A 24314-nucleotide genomic window follows, 5' to 3' on the forward strand; every position below is an offset into this window, starting at 1 on the left:
TTCCGTGAACGGCCCTTCACTTTTATGATGACGAGAGCAACTCGACCCCGTCAAGGCGAATGCTCATTCATTTTACGAAAGGACGTGTGACCTGTGCCACGCATCACTGCCGAACAGCGCGAAGCGAACCGTGCTCAGATTGTGGCGGCGGCTCGTCGCTGCTTTTCCCGTGATGGGTTCCACCAAACGTCGATGCCCGACATCGCGGCCGAAGCGGGTCTGTCGGTGGGGGCTCCTTACCGCTACTTCGCCGGCAAGGAGGAAATCATCCTCGAGATAGCCGGTGACGCGTTCCGGGTGATGTTCGCCCCGGTCGAGCGGCTCGCCGACAACGCCGACGTCACGATTGCCGATCTGGTCGCGGCGGCGGTCGATCCGGTGAGCGGAGACTCCGCCACCGACGCGGCAGGCCGATCGGTGCCCGTCGACGAACTCCTGCGCTGCGTTGTGCAGGCGTGGGGTGAACTGCTGCGAAACGAAGGGCTACGGCGCCAGGCGTCGGCGGGCTTCGAGCACGTTCGCGAACGCATCGCAGACGCACTCCGCAACGGGCAGCGAATCGGAAACGTGCCGGCGGGACTCGATCCCGATCGCGGAGCCCGGTTGGTGATGGCCTTGCTACACGGATTCGTACTGCAGCACGCAGCCTTCGGGCCGATCGACACCGCCGGCTTTGCCGACGACGTCAGGGTCATACTCGCCGGCGCCGCACTGCCCCGCCGTGATCGCTGATCAGCTCCGGACTCAGCGCTTTTTGAGCCGAAGTCGCGAGTAGGTGAACATGTACAGGATGGCCGCGATCGCCAGCAGCACCCCGAAGGCCAGCCCGGCGTGGGCGCCCGACGTCTCCCAGAGGCTCACCTTCTGAGTGGCGTCCGGGTTGATCGACGGAAGATCGACCGCGCCCGCAGCGGCCACATACCCCCAGTACGACGGGAAGATCCACGAGAGCTGCTGCAAGCCGGGCTTGTCCAGGGCGAACAGGCCGCCGCAGAACACCAGCTGCACCATGATCACGATGACCAGCGGCGGCATCACCTGCTCGTTGGATTTCACCGCCGCCGAGATCGCCAGACCCACCAGGGTCGACACGCAGGCCAGGGCGGCTATCGAGACGAACAGTGCGACCGCAGGCGGCAGCAGCGGACCACCCAGCGTGGGCAGGCCGCGACCGGCGAAGGTGATGGCCACCATCACCGCGCTCTGCAGGATGGCGGTGACGAAGAAGACCACCACCTTGGCCCAGAGGTATGCCCCCGGCCGTAGGCCCACCGCCCGTTCCCGCTCGAAGATGTCGCGCTCGCCGACGAGATCGCGCACCGTCAGCGCTGCCCCCATGAACGCGGCGCCGACCACCAGCACCACCAGGATCTGTACGGCCTCCACCGGATCGTTGGCCGCTGGACGCGGCGGGATCAGGTTCGGATCGGATTTGAGTTTCTGCCCGAAGCCGTCGCTGCCCGGGATGACGAGGGTGAGCAGACCCAGCACCACCGGCAGCAGCACCAGAAACGCCAGATAGCCGACGTCGGCGAAGATCAGACGCACCTGCCGCCGGCCGATCGTGCTCGACTGCCGCGCAAAACTGGTCTGCGGCACCGGGATCGGCGGGCCGGGTGGTCGCGGTGGTGGTGGCGGCGCGGGGGCGCGCCGACCCTGCAGGTACCGCATGTGCGCGGTGTCGGGCGCGTCGGCGACGAACGCGAAGATCTCGGCCCAGTCGGCGGTACCCATCGCGGCACCGACCTCGGCCGGCGGACCACAGAAGGCGGTCTTTCCGCCGGGAGCGAGCAGCAGCACCTGATCGCACATCGACAGGTAGGTCAGCGAGTGCGTGACCACGAGAACGACGCGTCCGGCATCGGCGAGGCGCCGCAGGGTCGACATCACCTGACGGTCGAGGGCCGGGTCGAGCCCGGACGTCGGCTCGTCGAGAATCAGCAGTGACGGGCCGGTGAGCAACTCCATCGCGACCGAAGCGCGCTTCTGCTGGCCACCGGACAGCTTCTCCACACGTGTGTCGACGTGCTCGGTGAGCTGCAGTTCGGCGAGCACCCCGTTGATGACGTTGTCGCGGTCGGCCTTGGACAGGTCGGGTGGCAGCCGCAACTCGGCGGCGTATCGCAATGCCTGCCGCAAGGTGAGCTTGTGGTGCAGCACGTCCTTCTGCGGCACCATTCCGATACGTGTACGCAGTGCGTCGTATTCGGCGTGGACACTGCGGCTTTCGAAGGTGACCTGTCCGCTCGTCGGCGAGTTCAGCCCGGCGACGATCCGCGAGACCGTCGACTTACCCGCTCCCGACGGACCGATGATCGCGGTCAGCGACCCCGGCCCGGCGGTGAATTCGACGTTCTGCAGCAACTTCTTGCCGCCGTCGACCACCAGACTGATCCCGTGTACCTGCAAGCCGCCGGCCACCACATCCTGGGCCTGCCCACGCATCAGGCTGCCGCCGGAGACGACGAAGTCGCTGTTGCCGATGGTCACCACGTTGCCGTCGGTCAACCGGACCCGGCTGACGCGTTGTCCGTTGACGTAGGTGCCGTTGACGCTTCTGAGGTCTTCGATGTACAGACCGTCGGGGCGGGTCAGGACCCGGGCGTGGTGCCGTGATGCGAGGACGTCACTGACGACGATGTCGTTGTCCGGCGTGCGGCCGATGGACTGCACACCGGCGAGCGAGATCGTCTCGCGTCCGGGCCGCTTGTCGCGTCCGGGCAACTGATAGATCGCCGACACGTTTTGTTTGAGGGCCTGCAGGTGTGGCGCGTCCGCCAGTTGGGCCGACACCGGGGCCACCGCACCAGACGGGTAGGAACCGGGTGCGGGTACCCGCATCGGCATGCGGGCCGACGATCCGGCCGGCGCGGCGGGCACCGGGGCCCCAGCGGGTGCGGCGGGCCGCCCGGGTCCTGGGTTGGGGGCCGGATGTGCGGCCGGACCGGGACCGGAGCGGGCCGGCGCAGGCGGCGCGAATCCCCGTGGCGGCGGCGCGTCGGGCATCGGGCGCGCCTGCGCCCCCAACTGCGGTCCGGCGGGAGCCACGGCATCCAGGGCGACCTGGACCGTCGGGCCGGTCGCCGCATCTCCGAGCCGGAAGGTGACTGCGCCGGTCAACGCCAGTTCGGACACCCGCTGGGGTCCGTTGAAGAAGCCGTTGGTACTGCCGGCATCGACAGCCCACCAACCGGTCCCCCGCCACTCGATCGACAGATGATGGCGCGACACCAGTGGGTGATTGACCACGATGTCGTTGTCGGGGGTGCGGCCGATGCGGACGCGTGGTGAACCACCGAGGCTGTGGGTGGTCCCGGCGACGGTCAACCGGCCGGGAATCATCGAGACGCTGCTGTTCATCACCGACAGACTCTAGTGGGTCACCATGCCCGCGTCCCCGTTCCGTCGTGTGGACGACGGACACGTCACGTGTCGGCGCACCGTGGAGCCGCCCACACATGACGGCGGTCCGTCCCCCGGCCGGGGACGGACCGCCGTGCTTGCGAACGTTCTACAGATACTGTCCGGTGTTGGTCTCGGTGTCGATCGCCCGGCTCGCACCCGCGCTCTTCCCGGTGACCAACGTGCGGATGTAGACGATCCGCTCGCCCTTCTTGCCGGAGATGCGGGCCCAATCATCAGGATTGGTCGTGTTGGGCAGATCCTCGTTCTCCGCGAACTCGTCGAGGATGGAATCGAACAGATGCTGCACGCGCAGCCCCGGTGTGCCCGTGTCCAATTGGGACTTGATCGCGTACTTCTTGGCTCGGTCGACAACGTTCTGGATCATCGCGCCGGAGTTGAAGTCCTTGAAGTACATGATCTCTTTGTCGCCGTTGGCGTAGGTCACCTCGAGGAAGCGGTTCTCATCGCTCTCGGCGTACATCCGCTCGACGACCTTCTCGATCATCGCGTTCACGCAAGCCGTCCGGTCGCCGCCGAACTCACCGAGATCATCGGTATGCACCGGCAGCTGTTCGGTGAGGTACTTGGAGAAGATGTCGATCGCCGACTCCGCATCGGGGCGTTCGATCTTGATCTTCACGTCGAGCCTGCCGGGACGCAGGATGGCCGGATCGATCATGTCCTCGCGGTTGGAGGCGCCGATCACGATCACGTTCTCCAGGCCCTCGACACCATCGATCTCGCTGAGCAGCTGCGGCACGACGGTGGTCTCGACGTCGGAGGAGACGCCCGATCCGCGGGTGCGGAAGATCGAGTCCATCTCGTCGAAGAACACGATGACGGGGGTCCCCTCGGACGCCTTCTCGCGGGCGCGCTGGAAGATCAGGCGGATATGCCGCTCGGTCTCGCCGACGAACTTGTTGAGCAGCTCGGGGCCCTTGATGTTGAGGAAGTACGACTTGGCCTCCTTGGCGTCGTCGCCCCGCACCTCTGCGATCTTCTTGGCGAGGGAATTGGCCACCGCCTTCGCGATCAGCGTCTTACCGCACCCGGGCGGCCCGTAGAGCAGGACGCCCTTCGGCGGGCGCAGCGCATAGTCGCGGAACAGGTCCTTGTGCAGGAACGGCAATTCGACGGCGTCGCGGATCTGCTCGATCTGACGTCCGAGACCACCGATGTCCTCGTATCCGACGTCGGGCACCTCTTCGAGCACGAGGTCCTCGACCTCGGCCTTCGGTACACGTTCGAATGCGAAGCCGGCCTTGGTGTCGATGAGCAGGGAGTCGCCGGGGCGCAATGGGCGTCGGCGGCCGTCTTCGGCATCGACGTCGCCGAGCAACGGCTCGGCCAACCACACCACCCGCTCTTCGTCGGCATGTCCGACGACCAGCGCCCGTCGACCGTCCCCGAGAACCTCTCGAAGACTGCTGATCTCGCCGACGGAGTCGAACTCGCACGCCTCGACGATGGTCAGGGCTTCGTTCAGCCGAAGCGTCTGGCCCTTGTGCAGAAGGTCGGTGTCGATATTCGGTGAGCACGTCAGCCGCATCTTGCGGCCGGAGGTGAACACGTCGACGGTCTGATCGGGATAGATCTCGAGCAACACCCCGTATCCGCTCGGCGGTTGACCGAGACGATCGACCTCCTCCCGCAACGCGACGAGTTGCTGCCGTGCCTCCTTGAGTGTTTCGAGGAGTTTCGCGTTGCGGGTGGTGAGACTGTCTACGCGATCCTGGAGATCCTGCGGATCGGCCGGCCGGGCGAACGATGAGCGCTCACGATCTGCCCGCGTCGGCAGTGGCGGGGTGTAGGCGGGCGTGAACGTGTCCCCCGATTCGGTGTCCCGCGCCTGTCGGGACTCGTTGGGGTCGTTGCCGCCCGTGTTCTCCACCGAGGCTTCATGGCGATCAGATTCGGTCATTACTGACTCCTCTCCCCGGCAATCACTCCCACTGAAGTGCTTTGCGCCGTAGCACCACGCTACCGGGATGAGGCCGAAAAGGTCGTCCACTGACCGACGACAAATGTTGGGGATGTGTTAAATGTGCGTCTTCGCAACGTAATCGCGAGGTCAGCAGATCGTTACGCTTGCGGTAGCGCGCCACGGGTGGGACGCCGTTGTGGCCGCAGCGTCGTCGTGCCGTCGGCGAGTCGCCGCGCGGTGATCAGAAACGCGGTGTGTCCTTGCATTCTGTGTTCGGGCCGGACCGCGAGCCCGACCGCGCTCCAGTCGCGTACCAGCGATTCCCACGCCCGCGGTTCGGTCCAGCATTCCTGTTGACGCAGGGACTCGATGACCCGGGACAACTGGGTGACCGTCGCCACGTACACCGTCAAGACGCCGCCTGGTTTCAAAATCGTTCGCACCACCTCGAGGTTCTCCCACGGCGCGAGCATGTCCAGGATGATGCGGTCGAATCGCTCGGCGTCGCCGACGTTCGCCAGGTCGTCGACAACCAGCGACCAGTTCGGCGGCGGGCCGGCAAAGAAGGTCTCGACGTTGCGCTGGGCGTATTCGGCGTGATCGGCCCGGATCTCGTAGGAGACGACCTCGCCACGGTCACCGACGGCACGGAGTAACGAGCAGGTCAGCGCGCCGGAACCGGCGCCTGCCTCGAGTACACGGGCGCCGGGGAAGATGTCGCCCTCGGTCACGATCTGGGCGGCATCCTTGGGGTAGATGACCTGCGCCCCACGTGGCATCGACAGGACGTAGTCGACCAGCAACGGGCGCAGCGCCAGGTACTGGGTTCCGCTCGTCGCCGCGACGATACTGCCCTCGGGAGCACCGATCAGATCGTCGTGGGCGATCGCCCCGCGATGCGTGTGGAATTGTTTGCCCGCTTCGAGGACCACCGTGAACTTGCGTCCCTTGGCGTCGGAGAGCTGGACCCGGTCGCCGACGGCGAATGCACCGCTCGATGCCATCAGACGGTGCTCTCGCGCGGCATGTGGTGGTCCTTCCGGGGCCAGTGTGACTCGTGTTATCCAGTGTGACAGGAGGTTTCCGCGGTCGGACGCCGGGGCCCGGATGTGCGCAGAATTGTCGCAGCCGCGCCCTACCCTGCCAAATGTGACGACCACAGTCTTGCCCGGGTCTGCCCAAGCGCACACCCCCACCACCGCAGCCGCACCGGACGGGGGCGCACCGGACGGGGGCGCACCGAACGAGGGGCGCGGACTCCTCGGCCGGCCGTTGGCGTTGTCGCCGTCACGCGCGGCGGACTTCAAGCAGTGTCCCCTGCTGTACCGGTACCGCGCGATCGACAGGTTCCCGGAGACCCCGACCAAGGCCCAGACCCGGGGCACGGTGATCCACGCTGCGCTGGAGAACCTCTTCGACATGCCCGCATCGCTGCGCACCCGCGAGTCCGCGGACTACCTCGTCGAGGGCGCGTGGGCGGCGATGTGCGAGGCCGATCCGAGCCTGGCCGAGCTGATCGGGCCCGGCGATCACGAGGCCTTTCTCGCCGAGGCCCACGGGCTCATCGCGAACTACTACCGCATGGAGAACCCGACGGCCTTTGACGCCGCCGCCGTCGAAGAGCACGTCGAGATCGAGGCCGATGACGTGCTGATGCGCGGCTTCATCGACCGGATCGACATCGCGCCCACCGGCGAGATCCGCGTGGTGGACTACAAGACCGGGCGAGCCCCCGGCGAGGCCTACGAGGCCAAGGCGATGTTCCAGATGAAGTTCTACGCGCTCGCGGTCCTGCGGATCCGCGGCGTCGTACCGCACCGGCTGCAGCTGATGTACCTGTCCGACGGGCAGGTTCTCACCTACACTCCCGACCGCGACGAACTCGAACGGTTCGGGCGGACCCTCTCGGCGATCTGGCAGGCGATCCGGGTGGCCGTGGCCACCGGCGATTTCCGGCCCCGCCCCTCACGGATGTGCCGCTATTGCGAACACCAGCGGCGCTGCCCGGAGTTCGGGGGAGAGATTCCCGAATACCCCGGTCCGCCTGCAGGTTTCACGGCCTGACCATTCCGCGGCGGTGACCGGGGCGAGTCAGGCGGCCGGCGACGATGCGGGCACGGAAGCACCGCCGGTCGTCGCGGCGCCGCCCTCGTCGGTCGATTGCCGGCCACCGCCCAGCGCAGGCTGTTCAGCCTCCGCCGGCCTCTGGGATTGCCGAGTCTCGGTTTGAGTCTGGGGCGCCGGGGTCTGCTGAGTCTGTGATGATGCGGTAGGCGCCTCCCGAGTTGGCGCGGTGCCCGTTTCGCCGGTCCCGGCAGGAGCCGTGCCCGGGTTGTCGCCGACCGCCGGCTCCGGTGCCCGATGGCGCCCCACCGTCGACGGAGCCGCCGCAGCCGCCACTGAGTCAGATGTTTGCGTCACCGTCGGCGAATTGGTCTGTCGGGCAGTCGGTCCGGCGTCGCTCGCGACGACCGGCACCGCCGCGTTGCCGACACCGGGTTCTTGCAGCGGATAGAAGGCGTTGTTCGCCTTGTCCCAGCGCTCGAGGTCGTCGGCGTCGTAGGTGACGCCGAGTTTGTCATCGATCAGCATGGTGAGCATGGTCAGCGGATGGTGATCGGGTTGGTAGACGAGGTAGGTGGTGTTGCCGTCGCGACTGTGGAGCCGCGTCGGTTCGTGGCTGTAGTCGATGAGGTTGCCGTAGTTGTCGACTCCCGCTCCGGAATGGATCGTGATGAATCCGGCCGCGTCGACGAGCAACGAGCTCACGGGGCGATACCACACCCACTGGAAGTTGCTCACCGGGTCACCGACGACGATGACCGACGTGACGGCCAGGTCTCGTCCGGTGGCGCCGGGATCGCGGGAGCCGTTCGACTCGGCCCCGAAGACGCTCAACACTGCGCCGATCGCCGGATGCCCGGCGACCCAGGCCTTGAGGCCCCACGGTGATCGGGGATCAGAGATCAGGATGACGTGCGATCTACTGGTGTCGATCGAACCGTCGGCCACCGCCTGCTCGGCGGCGTTACCGAGCGCCTCGGCGCCCTGCGAGTAGCCGGTATAGACCACGCGCGGTCCGTGCAGCGCCTCGAAGGCCACCATCACGGTGAGGTTGTTGGCCACCGCGATGTCCCGCGATTTGTCGTAGGACGGCGCAAAGAGCGGTAGCGCCACCTCGGCTTGTCCTGAGATGATCGGGCCGATGGCCTCGGGATAGTTGACGACGAGGGTTTGGCGGCCCGCGCGCATGCCCTTGATGCGCGGATACAAAGAGCCGTCGTCGGTACCCGGCGTGACGATCAGGATCGTGTTGCGGTCCGCCCCCGGATCACCGGTGTGGAGCCAGTCCGGGCAGGGTGGGGTCGAATCCGTGGGGCCGCTCTGGTCATCGGCGCCACCGGTGGGGACGGGGCAGTCGTCCGGCGTCGCAGCTCGTACGACGTTCTGGTTCTCGAGCCACGTGATGGTGTCGGTGGTGCCGGCGCCGGCCGTCGTCGAAGACACCGTCATCGGCAGGACGGCTCCGAGACATACCGCGCAACTCACTGCGGCACCCGCGGCGGCCTTTCGGACTTTCTGCAACGTCTCACCTCTACTTCGATTACTTCGATCGCCGCCCGGATCGGTGCGGGCCCACCAGACGATCCGGCGACATGCGCTATTCGCATACCAAAATCTCCTGTGGTGAACAAAATAGAGTTTGGACGATTGATCCACCGCACCGCCTTCGTGGACACAAAGATTCCCCCGAACGGACGAATGATTGAGTCCGTTCGCACGACAGACTCCGAACGCCGCCCCTGCGGCCGCGGATTCGTCGACTCACCTAGAGTCGGGACCGTGGAGAGCAGCTACTACGTTCGGGTCCCCGCGTCTGAGATCGATACCGGCGCCGCCGATTCCGCGGACGGCGTCGACTACTTCCGGCCGACGGCGGCCACCACCAGCCCCTGGTCGGCCGACATCCAGCACGGCGGGCCGCCGACCGGGCTGTTGATGCGGGCGCTCGGGCAGGTCGCACCGGATCCGTCGATGCACTTCACCCGGGTGACCACCGAGATTCTCGGTGCGGTCGGTCTCGGTGTGAATCGGGTGCGTGCGCAGGTGCTCCGCCCCGGGCGGCGGATCAGCGTGGTCACTGCCGAGCTCGACGTGCAGCAGCCCGGCGGTGCCTTCCGCACCGTCGCGCGGGCGGTGGCGTGGCAGATGCGCGCGCACGACACGTCGGCCGTGGCGCAGGCGCGACCCCGGTTGCGGCCCACACCGGACGAACTCCATCGCACACTCGGGGTCACCTCCCACAGCTCACTCGGAGTCGACTGGGGCACCGAGGGATTCATCGGTACGACCGAGATCGCGGTGGCCGGCGACGGTGCGGGTGACACCCCGGCGGTCTGGCTACGGCCGGCGATCGAGTTGGTGGCCGGGGAGAAGACCTCCGACCTCGAGTCGGTCATGACCGTCGTCGACGTCGCCAACGGGCTCGGAACCCGCCTGCGGCCCGACCAATGGACCTGGATGAACACCGACACCACCGTGCACTTCACGGCGGTACCGACCGGTCCGTGGCTCGGTATCGACGCCGACCTCGCCGCCGGGCCCGACGGCTTCGGCGCGACCTTCGCCGACCTCTACGACGTCGACGGGTTCATCGGGCGCTCGGCCCAGACGGTGCTGCTCGACCAACGCTGACGCCGGCCCGGCGGGCAGGCCCGCCGCATCCGGTCAGAACCGGCAGGAGCGGATGTCGGAGGCCAGGATCGCCCGCACCCCCAGCTCGGAGAGCTCGTCCATCAGATTCTGGTGGGTCTTGCGGGGCACCATCGCCCGCACCGCGACCCAGTCCGGGTCGGCCATCGGCGCCACCGTCGGCGACTCCAGGCCCGGCGTCAGGGCGATGGCCTGGTCGAAGATGGCGCGCGGGCAGTCATAGTCGATCATCACGTACTGCTGGCCGAACACCACGCCCTGCACCCGTTTGACGAACTGGCGGGCACGCTTGTCGAGGTCGGCGCCGGCGCGGCTGATCAACACACCTTCGGAGTCGCACAGCGACTCACCGAACGCGACCAGCCCGTGTTGGCGCAGCGTCCGCCCCGACCCGACGACGTCGGCGATGGCGTCGGCGACACCGAGTTGGATGGAGATCTCGACGGCACCGTCGAGTCGGATGATCTCGGCAGCGTTGATCCCGCGGGCCGACAGGTCGCCGCGCACGAGGTTCGGGTACGAGGTGGCGATCCGCTTGTCCGCTAGGTCGGCGACGTCCCACTGCTGACCGGCAGGCGCGGCGTAGCGGAAACTCGAGCTGCCGAAGCCCATCGCGAGCTCCTCGTCGACGGCGGCACCGGAGTCGAGGGCGAGGTCGCGCCCGGTGATGCCGAGGTCGAGGGTGCCCGCCCCGACGTAGATGGCGATGTCCTTGGGACGCAAGAAGAAGAATTCGACGTCGTTGGTGATGTCGAGAACCGTGAGGTCTTTTGCGTCGGTGCGTTTGCGGTAGCCGGCCTCGGCCAGCACCGCGGCCGCGGACTCGGAAAGGGAACCCTTGTTGGGTACGGCGACTCGCAGCATGTTCACTCCAGGGTTTGCGAGATGAGCGGGTGGGGGCAATCGGTGGGCCGCGCCCGGAGGGGACGCGACCTACAGATGGCGGTACACGTCGCTCAGTGACAGACCCCGCTTGATCATCATCACCTGCAACCAGTAGAGCAGTTGGGAGATCTCCTCCCCCAGCGACTCGTCCGACTCGTGTTCGGCGGCCAGCCACACCTCGCCGGCCTCCTCGATGATCTTCTTGCCGAGCGTGTGCACGCCCGCATCGAGGGCGGCGACCGTTCCGCTGCCGGCCGGGCGGGTCTGCGCCTTGTCGGTCAACTCGGCGAACAGCTCGTCGAAGGTTTTCACGAGTACCTATCCTCGCATGTCGGGAGTGGCGAGTTCGGCGAGGGTGACCCCGACCAGTGACGTCCGGAACTCCCGCAACGGCCCGGCCGGTACCGGGGAGGTCGACGGGACCACCAGGGTGAGACATCCGGCCGCGGTCGCCGATGCCGCGCCCGTCGGTGAATCCTCGACCGCACGGCAGCGGCCGGGATCGACACCGAGCAGCGCAGCCGCCTTCCGGTAGGGGTCGGGAGCAGGCTTGCCGGCGATCACCTCGTCCCCGCAGACCGTGGCGGCGAAGTAGTGCCGCCCGATGGTGTCGAGCGCCTGCTCGGTGAGCTCACGCACCGTGTTGGTCACCAGCGCCATCGGGATCCCCGCCGATGCCACGAGCTCGAGGGTTTCGCGCGCACCCGCCCGCCACGGGAGGTCGATGGCGAACAGTTCGGCGACACGATCGAGCAGGCGGCGTTCGTCACCGGCATGGTCACGTTCGCCCGGCGCGAGGGCGGCCGCATCGTAGACCTTGTCGAGCGCGTCGCGCATCGAGTTCCCGAGCGTGGACTCACGCAGCTCGGTGGTCATCGGATATCCGTACCGCGCCGACAGTTCGGCGACCGCCACGTCCCACAATCGCTCCGAATCGAGCAGGGTGCCGTCCATGTCCCACAGGACGGCGGCGGGCGATCGACGATCAGCGGAGGGCGGCACCACGAAATCATCGCCGATTGCGTGCCTGCGCACCCAATCCGGTGGCGCCGGTCACCGTACCGACGCGCGCCATGTGACGTACCTCAGGTGTTGAAGTACTTCGCCTCCGGGTGATGCAGTACGAACGCATCCGTCGACTGCTCCGGGTGTAGTTGCAGCTCCTCGGAGAGCTCCACGCCGATGCGTTCGGGCTCGAGCAGCGCGATCATCTTGGCGCGGTCCTCGAGGTCCGGGCAGGCGCCGTAACCGAACGAGAAACGCGCACCCCGGTATTCGAGGTCGAAGAAGCCCTGTGCGTCTTGCGGATCCTCGGCGTCGACGCTCCGGTCGGTGAACCGCATTTCGCTGCGTACCCGCTGATGCCAGTACTCGGCGAGCGCCTCGGTCAGCTGCACGCTGATGCCGTGCACCTCCAGGTAGTCCCGGTAGGCGTCGCGGGCGAACAACGCGTTGGCGAAGTCGGCGATCGGCTGGCCCATTGTCACCAGCTGGAGCGGCAGCACGTCGACGCGGCCGTCGGCAACCGCGGCCTCGCGCGAGCGCACGAAGTCGGCGATGCACAGGAAACGCGATCGCTGCTGCCGGGGGAAGGTGAACGAGAACCGTACCGGTGCATCGGGTTCGGGTTCGGTGAGTACATGCACCGTGTCGCCCTCGCTGACCGCCGGGAAGTAGCCGTACACGACGGCGGCGTGCGCCAGGATACCCTCTGTCGACAGTCGGTCGATCCATTCACGCAGTCGCGGCCGGCCCTCGGACTCGACCAGGTCTTCATACGATGGGCCCTCGCCGCCACGTACGCCGCGTAATCCCCACTGGCCCAAGAACAATGCCCGCTCGTCGAGGAATTGACGATAGTCCGCGACCGGGATGCCCTTGACGATCCGGGTGCCCCAGAACGGCGGAGTCGGGATCTCGTTGTCGGCGGCCACATCCGAACGCGCCGGGACCTCGACGGGTACCTCGGCCGCCTTACGCTTGGCGGCGATCCGCTTGGAACGTTCGTGGCGGGCCTTGCGGTCGGCCGCCTTCTTCGCGGCCGCGATGGAATCGGCGCTCTCCGGCACCGACCCGCCACCGCGCTTGAGCGTCATGATCTCGTCCATCAGGCGCAGACCTTCGAAGGCATCTCGCGCGTAGTGAACGTCTCCCTCATAGGTGTCGGAGAGGTCGTTCTCCACATAGGTCCGGGTGAGGGCGGCGCCGCCGAGAAGCACCGGGTAATTGTCGGCGAGCCCGCGCGAATTGATTTCCTGGAGGTTCTCCTTCATCACCACGGTCGATTTGACGAGCAGTCCGGACATGCCGATCACGTCGGCGCGCTTGTCCTCGGCAGCCTCGAGAATCGTCGAGATCGGTTGCTTGATACCGAGATTGACGACCTCGTAGCCGTTGTTGGACAGGATGATGTCGACGAGGTTCTTGCCGATGTCGTGCACGTCGCCCTTGACGGTAGCGAGCACAATCCGGCCCTTGCCGTCCTCGTCGGTGGCTTCCATGTGCGGTTCGAGGTGTGCCACCGCGGTTTTCATCACCTCGGCGGACTGCAGCACGAACGGCAACTGCATCTGACCCGAGCCGAACAGCTCGCCGACTGTCTTCATCCCGGACAACAGGGTCTCGTTGATGATCGCCAACGGTGGCTTCTCGGTCATCGCCTCGTCGAGGTCGGCCTCGAGTCCGTTGCGTTCGCCGTCGACGATGCGCCGTTCGAGGCGCTCGAACAGCGGCAGCCGCGCGAGTTCCTGTGCCCGGGACTCCCGGGCCGAGGCCGCTGACACACCCTCGAACAGCGACATCAGCTTCTGGAGCGGGTCGTAGCCCTCGCGCCGGCGGTCGTACACGAGGTCCAGGGCGACCTCGCGGTGTTCGTCGGGGATCTTGTTCATCGGCAGGATCTTCGACGCGTGCACGATCGCCGTGTCCAGGCCGGCCTGCACGCATTCGTGCAGGAACACCGAGTTGAGTACCTGCCGCGCAGCCGGATTCAAGCCGAACGAGATGTTGGAGATGCCGAGGGTGAAGTGCACATCGGGGTGTGTCTCGTGCAGGCGGCGGATCGCCTCGATCGTCTCGGCACCGTCCCGGCGGACCTCCTCCTGACCGGTGGAGATCGGGAAGGTGAGCGTGTCGAGGATGATGTCCTCCTCGGCCAGCCCCCAATTGGCGGTGATGTCGGCGATGAGCCGCTCGGCGACGCTGACCTTCCAGTCGGCGGTGCGCGCCTGGCCTTCCTCGTCGATGGTCAGCGCGACGACAGCAGCGCCGTGCTCGACGACCAGCCGCATGATCCGGGAGAAGCGCGAGTCCGGGCCGTCACCGTCCTCGTAGTTGACCGAGTTGACCGCGCACCGGCCGCCCAACGCCTCGAGTCCGGCCCGGATGACCTCGGGTTCGGTGGAGTCGAGCATGATCGGCAGCGTCGAGGCCGTCGCGAACCGCCCGGCGAGTGCGGTCATGTCCACTGCGCCATCGCGTCCGACGTAGTCGATGTTGAGATCGAGCATGTGGGCGCCGTCGCGAGTCTGTTCCTTGGCGATGTCGAGGCACCGCTGGTAGTCCTCGGCGAGCATCGCATCCCGGAAAGCCTTGGAGCCGTTGGAATTCGTGCGTTCGCCGATCACCAGGAAGCTGGCGTCCTGATCGAAGGGAACTGCGCTGTAGAGCGAGGAGATCTCCGCGGTGTGCTCAGGCGTGCGAATGGCCGGAGTGCTCTCGGCGACGGCCGCGGCCACCTGCCGGATGTGTTCGGGGGTGGTACCGCAGCAGCCGCCGACAAAGCTCAGCCCGAACTCGCCGATGAAGCCGCCGAGTGCACCCGCCAGCTCGTCGGGTTGCAGCGGATACTCCGCGCCATCGGGTCCCAGTGTCGGGAGCCCGGCATTGGGCATCACCGACACCGGGATGCGTGCATTTCGCGACAGATACCGCAGGTGTTCGCTCATCTCTGCGGGTCCGGTCGCGCAGTTCAAGCCGATCATGTCGACGCCGAGCGGCTCGATCGCCGCCAGCGCCGCGCCGATCTCCGACCCGAGCAGCATCGTGCCCGTCGTCTCGACCGTGACATGCGAGATGATCGGAATCCGCCGTCCGAGTTCGGCCATTGCCGAGCGCGCGGCCACGACGGCGGCCTTCACCTGCAGCAGATCCTGGGAGGTCTCGATCAGAATGGCGTCGGCGCCGCCGTCGAGCATTCCCGCCACGCACTCGAAGTAGGCGTTCCGGATCACTTCGAAGGTGGTGTGGCCGAGGCTGGGGAGCTTGGTGCCGGGCCCGACCGACCCGAGCACGAACCGATCGGTCCCGTCGGCGGACGGGCCCATCTCGTCGGCGACGCCCCGGGCGATGGCGGTGCCCTTGTAGGACAGCTCACGGATCCGGTCGGCGATGTCGTAGTCGCCGAGATTGGACTGGTTGCAGCCGAAGGTGTTGGTCTCCACGGCGTCGGCACCGGCCTCGAAGTACGCCCGGTGGATGCCTTCGAGTACGTCGGGCCGGGTGTCGTTGAGGATCTCGTTGCAGCCCTCGAGGCCCGCGAAATCGTCCAGTGTCAGGTCGGCGGCCTGCAACATGGTGCCCATCGCGCCGTCCCCGACAAGCACGCGACGCGACATCGCCGACAGGAAGGTCGTGTCGTGATTGGTGGGCTGCGGTGTATGCGAGGACATGATGGTCAGAGTAGTTCGCTCTCTTTTGCGGTTCGGCCGTAGGCTGGATCAGTGAACGCTGAGCAGATGTCGAACCTTCCCCGCCTGCGCAGACCTCTCTTGCTGGCCGCCTTCGAGGGATGGAACGACGCCGGCGACGCCGCGAGCGCCGCCGTGGAACATCTCGCACTCATGTGGGACGCACGTCCACTGGCCGAGATCGGATCCGACGACTACTACGACTTCCAGGTGAACCGCCCGACGATCAAACAGATCGACGGAGTGACCCGGCGGATCGAATGGCCCACCACATCCATCTCCTACTGCAGCCCGCAAGGGGCTGACCGGGACATCCTACTCGTACGTGGTATCGAGCCCAACATGCGCTGGCGGGCCTTCTGCGGCGAGATCGTCGACTACGCCGAAGCCCTCGATGTCGAGACGACCGTCATGCTCGGCGCCCTGCTCGCCGACACTCCACACACCCGTCCGGTGCCGGTCACCGGCAGCGCTTACAGCAGCGACGCCGCCCAGCGGTACAACGTCGCCGAGAGCCGCTACGAGGGCCCGACCGGCATCACCGGGGTGCTCCAGGACCTGTTGGTGCAGGCCGGCGTCCCCGCGGTGTCGTTCTGGGCGGCCGTCCCCCACTACGTCTCGACGCCCCCGAACCCGAAGGCGACGGTTGCACTACTGACCCGTGTCGAGGAGGTCCTCGACATCGAGGTGCCGCTGGGCACACTGCCCGAGCAGGCCGAGGAGTGGGAGCAGGCGGTCACGGAGATGACCGAGGACGACGAGGAGATCGCCGAGTACGTCCGGGGACTCGAAGAACGCGGAGACGCCGAGATCGACACCGATGAGGTCATGGCCAAGATCGACGGCGACGCGTTGGCCGCCGAGTTCGAGCGCTACCTCAAACGACGTGGCGGACCAGGAGCATTCGGCGGGTGAACCTCACCCGATCCGTTCGATCGACACGACGGGTGTGGTGATCCGCCAGGTGCGGACGTCGGGGTCGTCGGCGGCGCGCACCCAGAACTGCGCGGATTCCCCGACGCGGCACGACTTCACGCCCAGCAACGGGATGTCCTCGGAGTCGCGACGCAGCGTACTCACCGCCCAGTCCGCACTGTCGGTGCTGCCGACCCCGGGTGCCCGCAACAGAGTCATCTCATCGAAGTCGATGAGATAGGTCGAGGTCTGGGTCTGCACGGTCCACACCCCGGTCGCGGTTTCCGTATTGATCGCCTGCACACGTGTCACGCGCAAACTGTACTAACTCGACGGCGCCTGCACCCAGCCGAGTCCGTCGGCGGCGGGCCGCCGCACCGCCGTCAGCGCCGCAGGTCCACCCCGAGGAGTGCGTCGACGGCCCGAGCGATCTGCCCGGGCGCCTCGGTGTCGAGGCCGATCCCCTGCTCCACGTCGCGGCACCAGCCATCGACCGCATCGAGTGCCTTGGGGGTGTCGAGGTCGTCGGCGAGGTGCTGACGGAGTCGCTCGATCACCGGTGCCGCGGCGGGTCCCCGTCCGGCGGCGGTGGCCGCCCGCCAGCGGTCGAGCCGGGCGGTTCCGGCGTCGAGGACGGCATCGGTCCACATCCGGTCCGCGCGGTAGTGGTCGGCGAGCAGCGCCACCCGGATCGCCACGGGATCGGTGCCCTGCGCACGCAACTTCGACACGAACACCAGATTGCCGCGGCTCTTGGACATCTTCTCGCCGTCGAGCCCGACCATGCCGGTGTGGACGTAGTGCCGCGCGAATCGCGGCGATCCGGTCAGGGCCTCGCCGTGGGCAGCCGAGAACTCGTGGTGCGGGAAGATCAGATCGTTGCCGCCGCCCTGGATGTCGAACTCGATCCCGAGCCGGTTCAGTGCGATCGCCGAACACTCGATGTGCCACCCCGGGCGCCCGCGCCCGAACGGGGCGTCCCAGGCGGGTTCGCCGGGCCGTTCGGCTCGCCAGAGCACCGCGTCGAGACGGTCACGCTTGCCGGGCCGGTCCGGATCGCCGCCACGCTCGGCGAAGAACCGCAGCATCGTGTCGCGGTCGTAACCCGACTCGTAGCCGAATTGCTCGGTGGCGTCGATCCGGAAGTAGACGTCGGGGTACTGGGCGTCGTCGACGACGTACGCGGCGCCGGAGGCCAGCAGCTTGCCGATCATCTCCACCACCTCGGCCACCGATTCCATCGCACCGATGTAGTCGCGCGGCGGCAGCACCCGCAGGGCCGTCATGTCCTCACGGAACAGCTGGATCTGCGCGCTGCCGAGTTCACGCCAATCCACGCCATCACGTTCGGCCCGTTCGAACAGCGGATCGTCGACGTCGGTGATGTTCTGCACGTAGTGCACGTCATGGCCCTGATCACGCAGCACCCGGTTCACCATGTCGAAGGTCAGGTAGGTCGCGGCGTGCCCGAGATGGGTGGCGTCATAGGGAGTGATCCCGCAGACGTACATCGTGGCCGTCGGACCCGGGGCAACCGGCCGGACCTGGGAGCCTGCGGTGTCGAAGAGTCGAAGTGCGGGGCCGGTGCCGGGAACGGCAGGCACCGTGAGATCGGGCCACGATTGCATGGGTCCACTGTATGGCGGGCTCGCGGGGCAACCGGACGGGGGCCGACCGGAAAGGGCACGCCGAGCGTCGGCTATCGGGTGGGCATCTCCGATCAGAAGGGCGGCCAGGGTATCGCGCGGTGCATCGGCGGCCGGGGCATCCTCGCGTCTTCGGCAAGGATCAGCGTCCGCAGGGTCAGCGCTTCGATCTCGTCGGCGGTGAGGTGGGTACGAAGCTCCACGCGCAACGTCGACGATTCGGTCTCGAGCGCGTCGGCGAGCCGCGCCACGTCGGCCAGCAGGTGGGCCGGGACGGGCTCGCCCGCCCAGCCCCACAGCACCGTGCGCAGCTTGTCCTCGTTGTGCAGGCAGATGCCGTGGTCGACGCCGTACACCTCGCCGTCGAGACCCTCGAGGACATGCCCGCCCTTGCGGTCGGCGTTGTTGAGGATCAGGTCGAGCACGGCCATTCGCTGCAGACGCGGGTCGTCGGCGTGGACGAGTTCGACGGGTTCGCCCTGCCCGTCGAGCGCCCGCAGGATCGACCGATATCCCTGAGGTACGGCCTCGGGCGGGCACAGATCGACCAGATCGAATCTGGTGGCGCATAACTGCGGATCGTCCGGCTCCGGGGTGTCAATCCAGCGCTGCACCATGCCCACCCCGATCGGGCCGTCGCGCAGGACGGTCGTCGGGATGGTGCCCCAGCCCAGGGCCTGCGACACCAGATACGAGGCGACTTCCCGGCCGGCGAGGGTGCCGTCGGGGAAATCCCACAGCGGCACCTCGCCGCGGACCGGTTTGTACACGCAGCGCACCGCCTGCTCGCCGAGCAGCGCGTCGCACACGAGCGTCGCGTTGCTGGCGGTGGGGATCGCGCCGATGATCGTCAGTTCACCATCACGCAAGGTCACGCCGGTGGGGTCGGCCTCCTCGCGGGGGCCGCGCTCGGGCATGCCGGTGGCGTCCTCGACGCTCATGGCCGGCCCGCGGACCACGCGATCGCCGTGGTCACCGGGAGCCACCCGCGGGGCCGTCGGCGTCTGGATCGTCGGGATCGGATTCCTCGGCGGTGGGGTGGTCGGGATCTTCATCGGGATCGGGGCCGAGCAGCGGTGGCACGTCGCCGAGCCCACGGAAGACCTCGGGGTCGATGAAGTCGAGGGATTTGCTCAACTCCGCGTCACGCTTGTAGCCGTTGGTCCGCACACAGAGATGGCCCTCGGTATTGAGGGGCTCACCGCACAGCGGGCATGGTGGCCGCCCCGCCGAGATGACCCGCGTGGACCGTGCAGCGAACTCGCGAGCCGCCCGCGTCGTCAGGAAGACGCGGACCGCATCGGGGCCCTCGTCGGTGTCGTCGAGGACGACACTCTCGTCGAACTCACCCTCGGTGATCGCCAGCAGCTCGACGACGACCGCCTCGGATTCGGCATCCCAGCCCAATCCCATTGTGCCGACCCGGAATTCGGCGTCGACCGGCATGGCCAGCGGACTGAGGTCGCTGACCTGTCCGGCTTCCGGCGGAATCGGCGTCCCGAAGCGTCGATGGATCTCCTCGAGCAGCGCCCCGATGCGCTCGGCGAGGATCTGAACCTGCTGCTTCTCGAGCATGACGCTGACGATGCGTGTCTCGTGCACGGCCTGGAGGTAGAACGTCCGGTCACCGGGCTGTCCGACGGTCCCCGCGACGAATCGATCAGGACTGCGGAACACATGAATCGCTCGCGACATCACCCACCTCCTTACGCTGTCTGTTCATTATCCGTCCCGGCCGGTGCCCGCGGCCACCGGCGGACCGGCCGGCTCACCCACCGGCACCCGGTCGGATTCTGGCTTGTCCCCGCCGGGTTCGTCGGTGCCCTGGTCGCCGCCGACCACCGCGTCGTCGGACGCCGGCCGCCGCAGCGGCACCGAAAGCGCTTTCGTCGAGTTGACCGTGTGCACATACGGGCGGGTGTCGCTGTAGCGGATGACGCTGACCGAGGCGGGTTCGACGACGATGCGCTGGAACGCGTCGAGGTGCATCCCCATGGCATCGGCGAGGATCGCCTTGATGACGTCGCCGTGCGAGCAGGCCACCCACACTCCGGCACCGTCGGGCCCGCCGTGGATCCGGTCGAGGGCGCGGATCGCCGCCACCGCACGAGCCTGCACCGCGGCGAGCCCCTCACCGTCGGGGAACACCGCCGCCGAGGGATGCTGCTGCACGGTTTTCCACAGCGGTTCCTTCAGCAGTTCACCGATCGTGCGGTTCGTCCATGCACCGTAGTCGACCTCGGCGAGGTCGTCGACGACGATTTCGGGGACCTCGCGACCGGCGCCGATCAGGGCTCCGAGCAGCGGGCTCATCGTCTCTGCGCAACGTTGCAGTGGCGAACGGGCGACGGCGCCGATGGCGGGCAGATATGGCGTAAGGCGCTCGACGAGCTCGGCGGCCTGACCTTGCCCCTTCTCATCGAGGGCGACTCCGGGGCTGCGTCCGGCGAGCACGCCCGACGTGTTGGCCGTGGAGCGTCCGTGGCGCACGAGGATCACGGTCATCCCACAACCTTATGCACCCGTGCGACCGCCGGCACATCTGCCACGACCCGCGTGCGCGCCGTACTCGACGGGAGACGACGCCAGGACATACCCGATCAGGTCGCGCTGATGACGCCACCGGCCAACAGCCCGATCACGACCAGTCCCAGTGCAACCCGGTAGGCGCCGAACCAATTCATCGAGTGGTGGCTGACGAAACGGAGCAACCAGGCGATCGAGACGTAACCCAAGACGAACGCGACAAGCGTCGCGATGATCAGCTGCGCTCCCGTGGCCTCCATGCCGTCGCCGGTGGGGTGAACGGCGTCGGGGATGCTGAACAGTCCCGAGGCGAGCACCGCCGGGATGGCGAGCAGGAACGAGAACCGGAACGCGGCCTCGCGTTCGAGACCCAGAAACAGCCCGGCGCTGGCGGTGGCGCCCGAACGCGACACCCCGGGGACCAGGGCCAGACACTGCGCCAACCCCATGACCAGGCCGTCGCGCAGTGTGAGCCGTTCCATCGAACGCCGCTGGGTCGCGAGTCGCTCGGCGAGCCAGAAGACTCCCGAGAACAGGATCAACACCGTCGCCACCAGCCAGAGATTGCGTGCCGCCGACCGGATCTCGTCCTTGAGGAGGTACCCGATCACCCCGATCGGAATGGTGGCGAAGATCACATACCAGCCGATCCGGTAGTCGAGTCCGCGCTCGGTGCGAGAAAAGAGTCCCCGGAACCAGGCGACCACGATCCGGGCGATGTCACGGGCGAAGAACACCAGTACAGCCGCCTCGGTACCGAGTTGGGTGACCGCGGTGAACGACGCACCGGCGTCCTGTCCGAACATCAGTTCCGAGGCGATACGCAGATGGGCCGAAGAGGAGATCGGCAAGAATTCGGTGAGGCCCTGGATCGCGCCGAGGACGATCGACTGGGCCCACGTCATGGTGTCGGTCACGGCGGTCGATGCTACGCGGGAACTCGCGCGAGACGTTCACCCCCGACACGAGTGCCGACCCCGCGGCGCCGGGCCGGTTCGGCGGTGCGCCAAGATGGGGAGATGCCTGCCAGTCGATCCGGTTCAGTGGTCCGTACCAGCGCGCGACGGACCGCCGGCGCGCTCGTCGCACTCACTGCCTCCGTACTGGTGATCGCCGGTTGCAACTCCTCCGATGGCTCGCAGACCCCCACCGATGTGGCCACTGTCACACCGGCCTCTGCGAGTTCGGCACCTCCCGGCCCGGCCGTCACGCCGGCGGGGCTGACCATTCCCACCCCGGCCGGCTCATCCGCCCTCGCCGAGTCGGGAACCCGCCTCGCGGTGATCGGTCCCGGCGGAAATTCGGTGATGCGGTTCGATACCGCGGCCGGGACCGCCCCGACGCCGACCCCGGTGATCCCCACCCCGGTGATCACCCGACTCCTCGGCGTCGGGGACGGCGGGTTCGTGGGCGCCGGACCGGGCCATCTCGTGCGAATCGGGCCCGACGGCAACGTCACCGCGGTACCGCTGCGCACCGACGCGCCGACCGCCCTCGCGCGGACGGCCGACGGACGTATCCTGGTGGGCACCGAGAACGGTCACGTGCTGGTCCACACCGACCGGTTGCAGCAGCAACGCGACATCGCCGGGTTCGTGCGCGTCGACGACATCACCGTCTCGCCGCCCGGTGCCGAGTTGTCCGACGAGCAGGTTGTCGTTCTCGACCGGGCACAGTCGTCGGTGACTCCGGTCGATCTGAGCAACGGGAATCTGGGACCGGCGTTGCGCGCAGGCAACGGCGCGACCACCGCCACGGTGGATCACTATGGCCGGGTGCTCGTCGCCAACACCCGTGACGACGAGATCGTCGGATTCTTCGGATCGCCGCTGGTGATGCGGTTCCGCTATCCCGTGGCCGACGGGCCCTACGCCGTAGACTACGACGACACCCGCAACCTGCTATGGGTGTCGACGACAGCGAACAACGAGGTGGTGGCCTATGACCTCGCCAACGGCGAACCCGCGGAGAAGCACCGCTTCGCCTCGGTGGCCCAACCGGATTCGATGGTGGCCGACGCGGACGGCACGGTGTACGTACTCTCCGCCCGAGACGGCGGACTCCAGGTCGTCGCGCCCGCCGACCAGGGCGGCGGAACCCCGGTGACACCCACCAGCGGAGTGCCGACGACGACCGGGGCCGCCGGATGACGTTGCGCCCAGGGAACATACCCGCCGCATCCGGGCGTGCCGGTGCGCGCCACGGCGCTCGTTACCCTCGTGGCTGGGAGGTCACCTCCGACGATTTCGAGTGCATCCTCGTGCGTTTGCCGCCGGAGGTGACGCGCGTGACGGCGTCGATGCGCCTGTCGCTGGAGGCGGAGTTCGGTGGGTGGGAGCTGTCGCGGGTACGGCTGTATTCCGACGGAACCCGCAAGGTGCTGCTCAAACGTCGCAAACCCTCCCGCGGACAACGCGCCGAGCCGACCGGAGTCGATCGAAACCCTATGACAGCCAATGATTCTCTGCCCGATGAGGACGCCCGGGCATGCTGAGCACCCTCAACCGGTACGCCTATCCGGTGCTGTTGCGGCTGATGTTCTGTGTTTCACCCGAACGCATCCACCGCGTCACCGCGGCGGCCATCCGAGTCGTGATGCTGATCGCACCGCTGCGGCAGGTGTCTGCGCGGGTGCTCGCGACGCATGATCCGGTGCTGCGTCAACAGGTCTTCGGGGTCGAGTTCCCCGCCCCGCTGGGACTGGCCGCGGGCTTCGACAAGACGGCGTCGGCCGTGAACGCCTGGGGGCAGCTGGGTTTCGGCTTCGCCGAGATCGGTACCATCACCGGCCAGGCGCAACCGGGCAACCCGCTGCCCCGGCTGTTCCGCCTGCCGCGTGATCGCGCGCTGGTCAATCGCATGGGTTTCAACAATCCCGGTGCCCGGGTCGCCGCCCAGCACCTTCAGGCGGCACGGCCCGGCCCGGTCCGGGTACCCATCGGCGCCAACATCGGCAAGACCAAGACGGTGCCCGTCGACGAGGCCGTCGACGATTATCGGTGCTCGGCAAGGCTTCTGGGCCCACACGCCGATTTCGTCGTCGTCAATGTCAGCTCGCCCAACACGCCGGGCCTGCGTGATCTGCAGGCCGTCGATGCGCTACGGCCGATCCTCGTCGCCGTACAGGGCGAGGTTTCGGTGCCCGTGCTGGTGAAGATTGCGCCCGACCTTGCCGACACCGACGTCGACGCGGTCGCCGACCTCGCCGTCGAACTCGGGCTCGCCGGCATCGTCGCGACCAACACCACCATCAGCCGGACCGGGTTACGCACCCCGGCTGCCGAGGTGGCGGCAATGGGCGCCGGCGGATTGTCCGGCGCACCACTGCACGACCGCTCGCTGGCGGTGCTGCAGCGCCTGTATGCCCGTGTCGGCGGCCGGCTCTCACTGATCAGTGTCGGCGGTATCGACACCGTCGAGCAGGCGTGGGAACGAATCCTGGCCGGCGCAGATCTCCTGCAGGTGTACACGCAGTTCATCTACGGCGGGCCGGTCTGGCTCAAGGAGGTCAACGCCGGTATCGCGCAACGCGTACGCGACGGCGGTTTCCCCGATCTGGCTGCGGCCGTCGGCGCCGCGACTCGCCGCTGAGGCGCTCGGTACCGACGGGCC

At 67.6% G+C, this 24314-nt stretch carries 21 protein-coding genes; 7 read left to right on the forward strand and 14 right to left on the reverse strand.

Annotation, left to right across the window (positions count from 1 at the left end):
- Window positions 1–141 precede the first annotated feature (141 nt).
- Window positions 142–732, forward strand: a complete 591-nt coding sequence (locus ACLQ3C_RS01310) for a TetR/AcrR family transcriptional regulator (protein WP_425702934.1) — start codon at window positions 142–144, stop codon at window positions 730–732.
- A 12-nt stretch (window positions 733–744) separates the two neighbouring features.
- Here the strand turns inward: ACLQ3C_RS01310 and ACLQ3C_RS01315 are convergent, their stop codons facing one another.
- The 3 genes from ACLQ3C_RS01315 to ACLQ3C_RS01325 form a co-directional block, all read right to left on the reverse strand.
- On the reverse strand, window positions 745–3360 hold the full coding sequence (locus ACLQ3C_RS01315) for an FHA domain-containing protein (protein ID WP_425702936.1): 2616 nt from the start codon (window positions 3358–3360) through the stop codon (window positions 745–747).
- Window positions 3361–3511: 151 nt separating this feature from the next.
- Window positions 3512–5326, reverse strand: a complete 1815-nt coding sequence (arc, locus tag ACLQ3C_RS01320) for a proteasome ATPase (RefSeq protein WP_425702697.1) — start codon at window positions 5324–5326, stop codon at window positions 3512–3514.
- Window positions 5327–5487: 161 nt separating this feature from the next.
- A complete protein-coding gene (locus tag ACLQ3C_RS01325) occupies window positions 5488–6333 on the reverse strand; it encodes a tRNA (adenine-N1)-methyltransferase (protein WP_425702699.1) in 846 nt (281 codons plus the stop codon).
- Window positions 6334–6478: 145 nt separating this feature from the next.
- On the opposite strand from ACLQ3C_RS01325, the gene ACLQ3C_RS01330 reads away from it, so the two are divergent.
- Window positions 6479–7393, forward strand: a complete 915-nt coding sequence (locus ACLQ3C_RS01330) for a RecB family exonuclease (RefSeq protein WP_425702701.1) — start codon at window positions 6479–6481, stop codon at window positions 7391–7393.
- A gap of 27 nt (window positions 7394–7420) precedes the next feature.
- Here ACLQ3C_RS01330 and ACLQ3C_RS01335 read toward each other — a convergent pair whose 3' ends face one another.
- Window positions 7421–8842 carry a PE-PPE domain-containing protein gene (locus ACLQ3C_RS01335; RefSeq protein WP_425702702.1) on the reverse strand — a complete coding sequence of 474 codons (1422 nt, stop codon included), beginning with the start codon at window positions 8840–8842 and terminating at the stop codon, window positions 7421–7423.
- A 330-nt stretch (window positions 8843–9172) separates the two neighbouring features.
- Between ACLQ3C_RS01335 and ACLQ3C_RS01340 the strand changes: the two genes are divergently transcribed.
- The gene (locus ACLQ3C_RS01340; RefSeq protein ID WP_425702703.1) at window positions 9173–10024 is read left to right on the forward strand and encodes a thioesterase family protein; all 852 of its coding nucleotides are present in this window, start codon (window positions 9173–9175) and stop codon (window positions 10022–10024) included.
- 33 nt (window positions 10025–10057) lie between these two features.
- On the opposite strand, the gene hisG is transcribed toward ACLQ3C_RS01340, so the two are convergent.
- The 4 genes from hisG to metH all read right to left on the reverse strand — a co-directional run bounded on the left by hisG (window position 10058) and on the right by metH (window position 15597).
- Window positions 10058–10906, reverse strand: coding sequence for an ATP phosphoribosyltransferase (gene hisG, locus ACLQ3C_RS01345; protein WP_425702705.1), 849 nt, complete (start codon window positions 10904–10906; stop codon window positions 10058–10060).
- Between the two features lie 69 nt (window positions 10907–10975).
- Complete coding sequence (locus ACLQ3C_RS01350) at window positions 10976–11239, reverse strand: phosphoribosyl-ATP diphosphatase (RefSeq protein WP_425702707.1); 264 nt, start codon at window positions 11237–11239, stop codon at window positions 10976–10978.
- A gap of 6 nt (window positions 11240–11245) precedes the next feature.
- Window positions 11246–11929, reverse strand: coding sequence for an HAD family hydrolase (locus tag ACLQ3C_RS01355; protein ID WP_425702709.1), 684 nt, complete (start codon window positions 11927–11929; stop codon window positions 11246–11248).
- An 83-nt stretch (window positions 11930–12012) separates the two neighbouring features.
- Window positions 12013–15597 carry a methionine synthase gene (gene metH / locus ACLQ3C_RS01360; RefSeq protein ID WP_425702710.1) on the reverse strand — a complete coding sequence of 1195 codons (3585 nt, stop codon included), beginning with the start codon at window positions 15595–15597 and terminating at the stop codon, window positions 12013–12015.
- Between the two features lie 51 nt (window positions 15598–15648).
- Between metH and ACLQ3C_RS01365 the strand changes: the two genes are divergently transcribed.
- Window positions 15649–16530: a PAC2 family protein gene (locus ACLQ3C_RS01365; RefSeq protein ID WP_425702711.1), complete on the forward strand. Its 882-nt coding sequence runs from the start codon at window positions 15649–15651 to the stop codon at window positions 16528–16530.
- Window positions 16531–16533: 3 nt separating this feature from the next.
- Here ACLQ3C_RS01365 and ACLQ3C_RS01370 read toward each other — a convergent pair whose 3' ends face one another.
- The 6 genes from ACLQ3C_RS01370 to ACLQ3C_RS01395 form a co-directional block, all read right to left on the reverse strand.
- Window positions 16534–16842, reverse strand: a complete 309-nt coding sequence (locus ACLQ3C_RS01370; RefSeq protein ID WP_425702712.1) for a hypothetical protein — start codon at window positions 16840–16842, stop codon at window positions 16534–16536.
- Between the two features lie 71 nt (window positions 16843–16913).
- A complete protein-coding gene (gene mshC, locus ACLQ3C_RS01375) occupies window positions 16914–18158 on the reverse strand; it encodes a cysteine--1-D-myo-inosityl 2-amino-2-deoxy-alpha-D-glucopyranoside ligase (protein WP_425702714.1) in 1245 nt (414 codons plus the stop codon).
- Between the two features lie 92 nt (window positions 18159–18250).
- Window positions 18251–19117: an SCO1664 family protein gene (locus tag ACLQ3C_RS01380; protein WP_425702938.1), complete on the reverse strand. Its 867-nt coding sequence runs from the start codon at window positions 19115–19117 to the stop codon at window positions 18251–18253.
- Window positions 19118–19148: 31 nt separating this feature from the next.
- Window positions 19149–19871: a DUF3090 domain-containing protein gene (locus ACLQ3C_RS01385; RefSeq protein ID WP_425702716.1), complete on the reverse strand. Its 723-nt coding sequence runs from the start codon at window positions 19869–19871 to the stop codon at window positions 19149–19151.
- A 27-nt stretch (window positions 19872–19898) separates the two neighbouring features.
- Window positions 19899–20681: an MSMEG_4193 family putative phosphomutase gene (locus ACLQ3C_RS01390; protein ID WP_425702718.1), complete on the reverse strand. Its 783-nt coding sequence runs from the start codon at window positions 20679–20681 to the stop codon at window positions 19899–19901.
- Window positions 20682–20776: 95 nt separating this feature from the next.
- The gene (locus ACLQ3C_RS01395; RefSeq protein ID WP_425702720.1) at window positions 20777–21619 is read right to left on the reverse strand and encodes an undecaprenyl-diphosphate phosphatase; all 843 of its coding nucleotides are present in this window, start codon (window positions 21617–21619) and stop codon (window positions 20777–20779) included.
- Window positions 21620–21721: 102 nt separating this feature from the next.
- On the opposite strand from ACLQ3C_RS01395, the gene ACLQ3C_RS01400 reads away from it, so the two are divergent.
- Genes ACLQ3C_RS01400 through ACLQ3C_RS01410 form a run of 3 tightly spaced genes read left to right on the forward strand, consistent with a single transcriptional unit; the run spans window position 21722 to window position 24293 of the window.
- The gene (locus ACLQ3C_RS01400) at window positions 21722–22852 is read left to right on the forward strand and encodes a YncE family protein (RefSeq protein ID WP_425702721.1); all 1131 of its coding nucleotides are present in this window, start codon (window positions 21722–21724) and stop codon (window positions 22850–22852) included.
- Window positions 22849–23196: a DUF5703 family protein gene (locus tag ACLQ3C_RS01405; RefSeq protein WP_425702722.1), complete on the forward strand. Its 348-nt coding sequence runs from the start codon at window positions 22849–22851 to the stop codon at window positions 23194–23196. The genes ACLQ3C_RS01400 and ACLQ3C_RS01405 overlap by 4 nt, the downstream gene beginning before the upstream one ends.
- Window positions 23190–24293, forward strand: coding sequence for a quinone-dependent dihydroorotate dehydrogenase (locus tag ACLQ3C_RS01410; protein ID WP_425702723.1), 1104 nt, complete (start codon window positions 23190–23192; stop codon window positions 24291–24293). The genes ACLQ3C_RS01405 and ACLQ3C_RS01410 overlap by 7 nt, the downstream gene beginning before the upstream one ends.
- Window positions 24294–24314: the final 21 nt, after the last annotated feature.

The organism is Gordonia sp. DT30 (genome assembly GCF_049844915.1).
GTDB lineage: Bacteria > Actinomycetota > Actinomycetes > Mycobacteriales > Mycobacteriaceae > Gordonia.

Bases quoted from the DNA above. Each gene is read 5' to 3' on its own strand.
- ACLQ3C_RS01315 (WP_425702936.1), bottom strand. From the start codon at position 3,360: ATGAACAGCAGCGTCTCGATGATTCCCGGCCGGTTGACCGTCGCCGGG.
- arc (WP_425702697.1), bottom strand. From the start codon at position 5,326: ATGACCGAATCTGATCGCCATGAAGCCTCGGTGGAGAACACGGGCGGC.
- ACLQ3C_RS01325 (WP_425702699.1), bottom strand. From the start codon at position 6,333: ATGGCATCGAGCGGTGCATTCGCCGTCGGCGACCGGGTCCAGCTCTCC.
- ACLQ3C_RS01335 (WP_425702702.1), bottom strand. From the start codon at position 8,842: ATGACGGTGTCTTCGACGACGGCCGGCGCCGGCACCACCGACACCATC.
- hisG (WP_425702705.1), bottom strand. From the start codon at position 10,906: ATGCTGCGAGTCGCCGTACCCAACAAGGGTTCCCTTTCCGAGTCCGCG.
- metH (WP_425702710.1), bottom strand. From the start codon at position 15,597: ATGTCCTCGCATACACCGCAGCCCACCAATCACGACACGACCTTCCTG.
- mshC (WP_425702714.1), bottom strand. From the start codon at position 18,158: ATGCAATCGTGGCCCGATCTCACGGTGCCTGCCGTTCCCGGCACCGGC.
- ACLQ3C_RS01380 (WP_425702938.1), bottom strand. From the start codon at position 19,117: ATGAGCGTCGAGGACGCCACCGGCATGCCCGAGCGCGGCCCCCGCGAG.
- ACLQ3C_RS01385 (WP_425702716.1), bottom strand. From the start codon at position 19,871: ATGTCGCGAGCGATTCATGTGTTCCGCAGTCCTGATCGATTCGTCGCG.
- ACLQ3C_RS01390 (WP_425702718.1), bottom strand. From the start codon at position 20,681: ATGACCGTGATCCTCGTGCGCCACGGACGCTCCACGGCCAACACGTCG.
- ACLQ3C_RS01400 (WP_425702721.1), top strand. From the start codon at position 21,722: ATGCCTGCCAGTCGATCCGGTTCAGTGGTCCGTACCAGCGCGCGACGG.
- ACLQ3C_RS01405 (WP_425702722.1), top strand. From the start codon at position 22,849: ATGACGTTGCGCCCAGGGAACATACCCGCCGCATCCGGGCGTGCCGGT.
- ACLQ3C_RS01410 (WP_425702723.1), top strand. From the start codon at position 23,190: ATGCTGAGCACCCTCAACCGGTACGCCTATCCGGTGCTGTTGCGGCTG.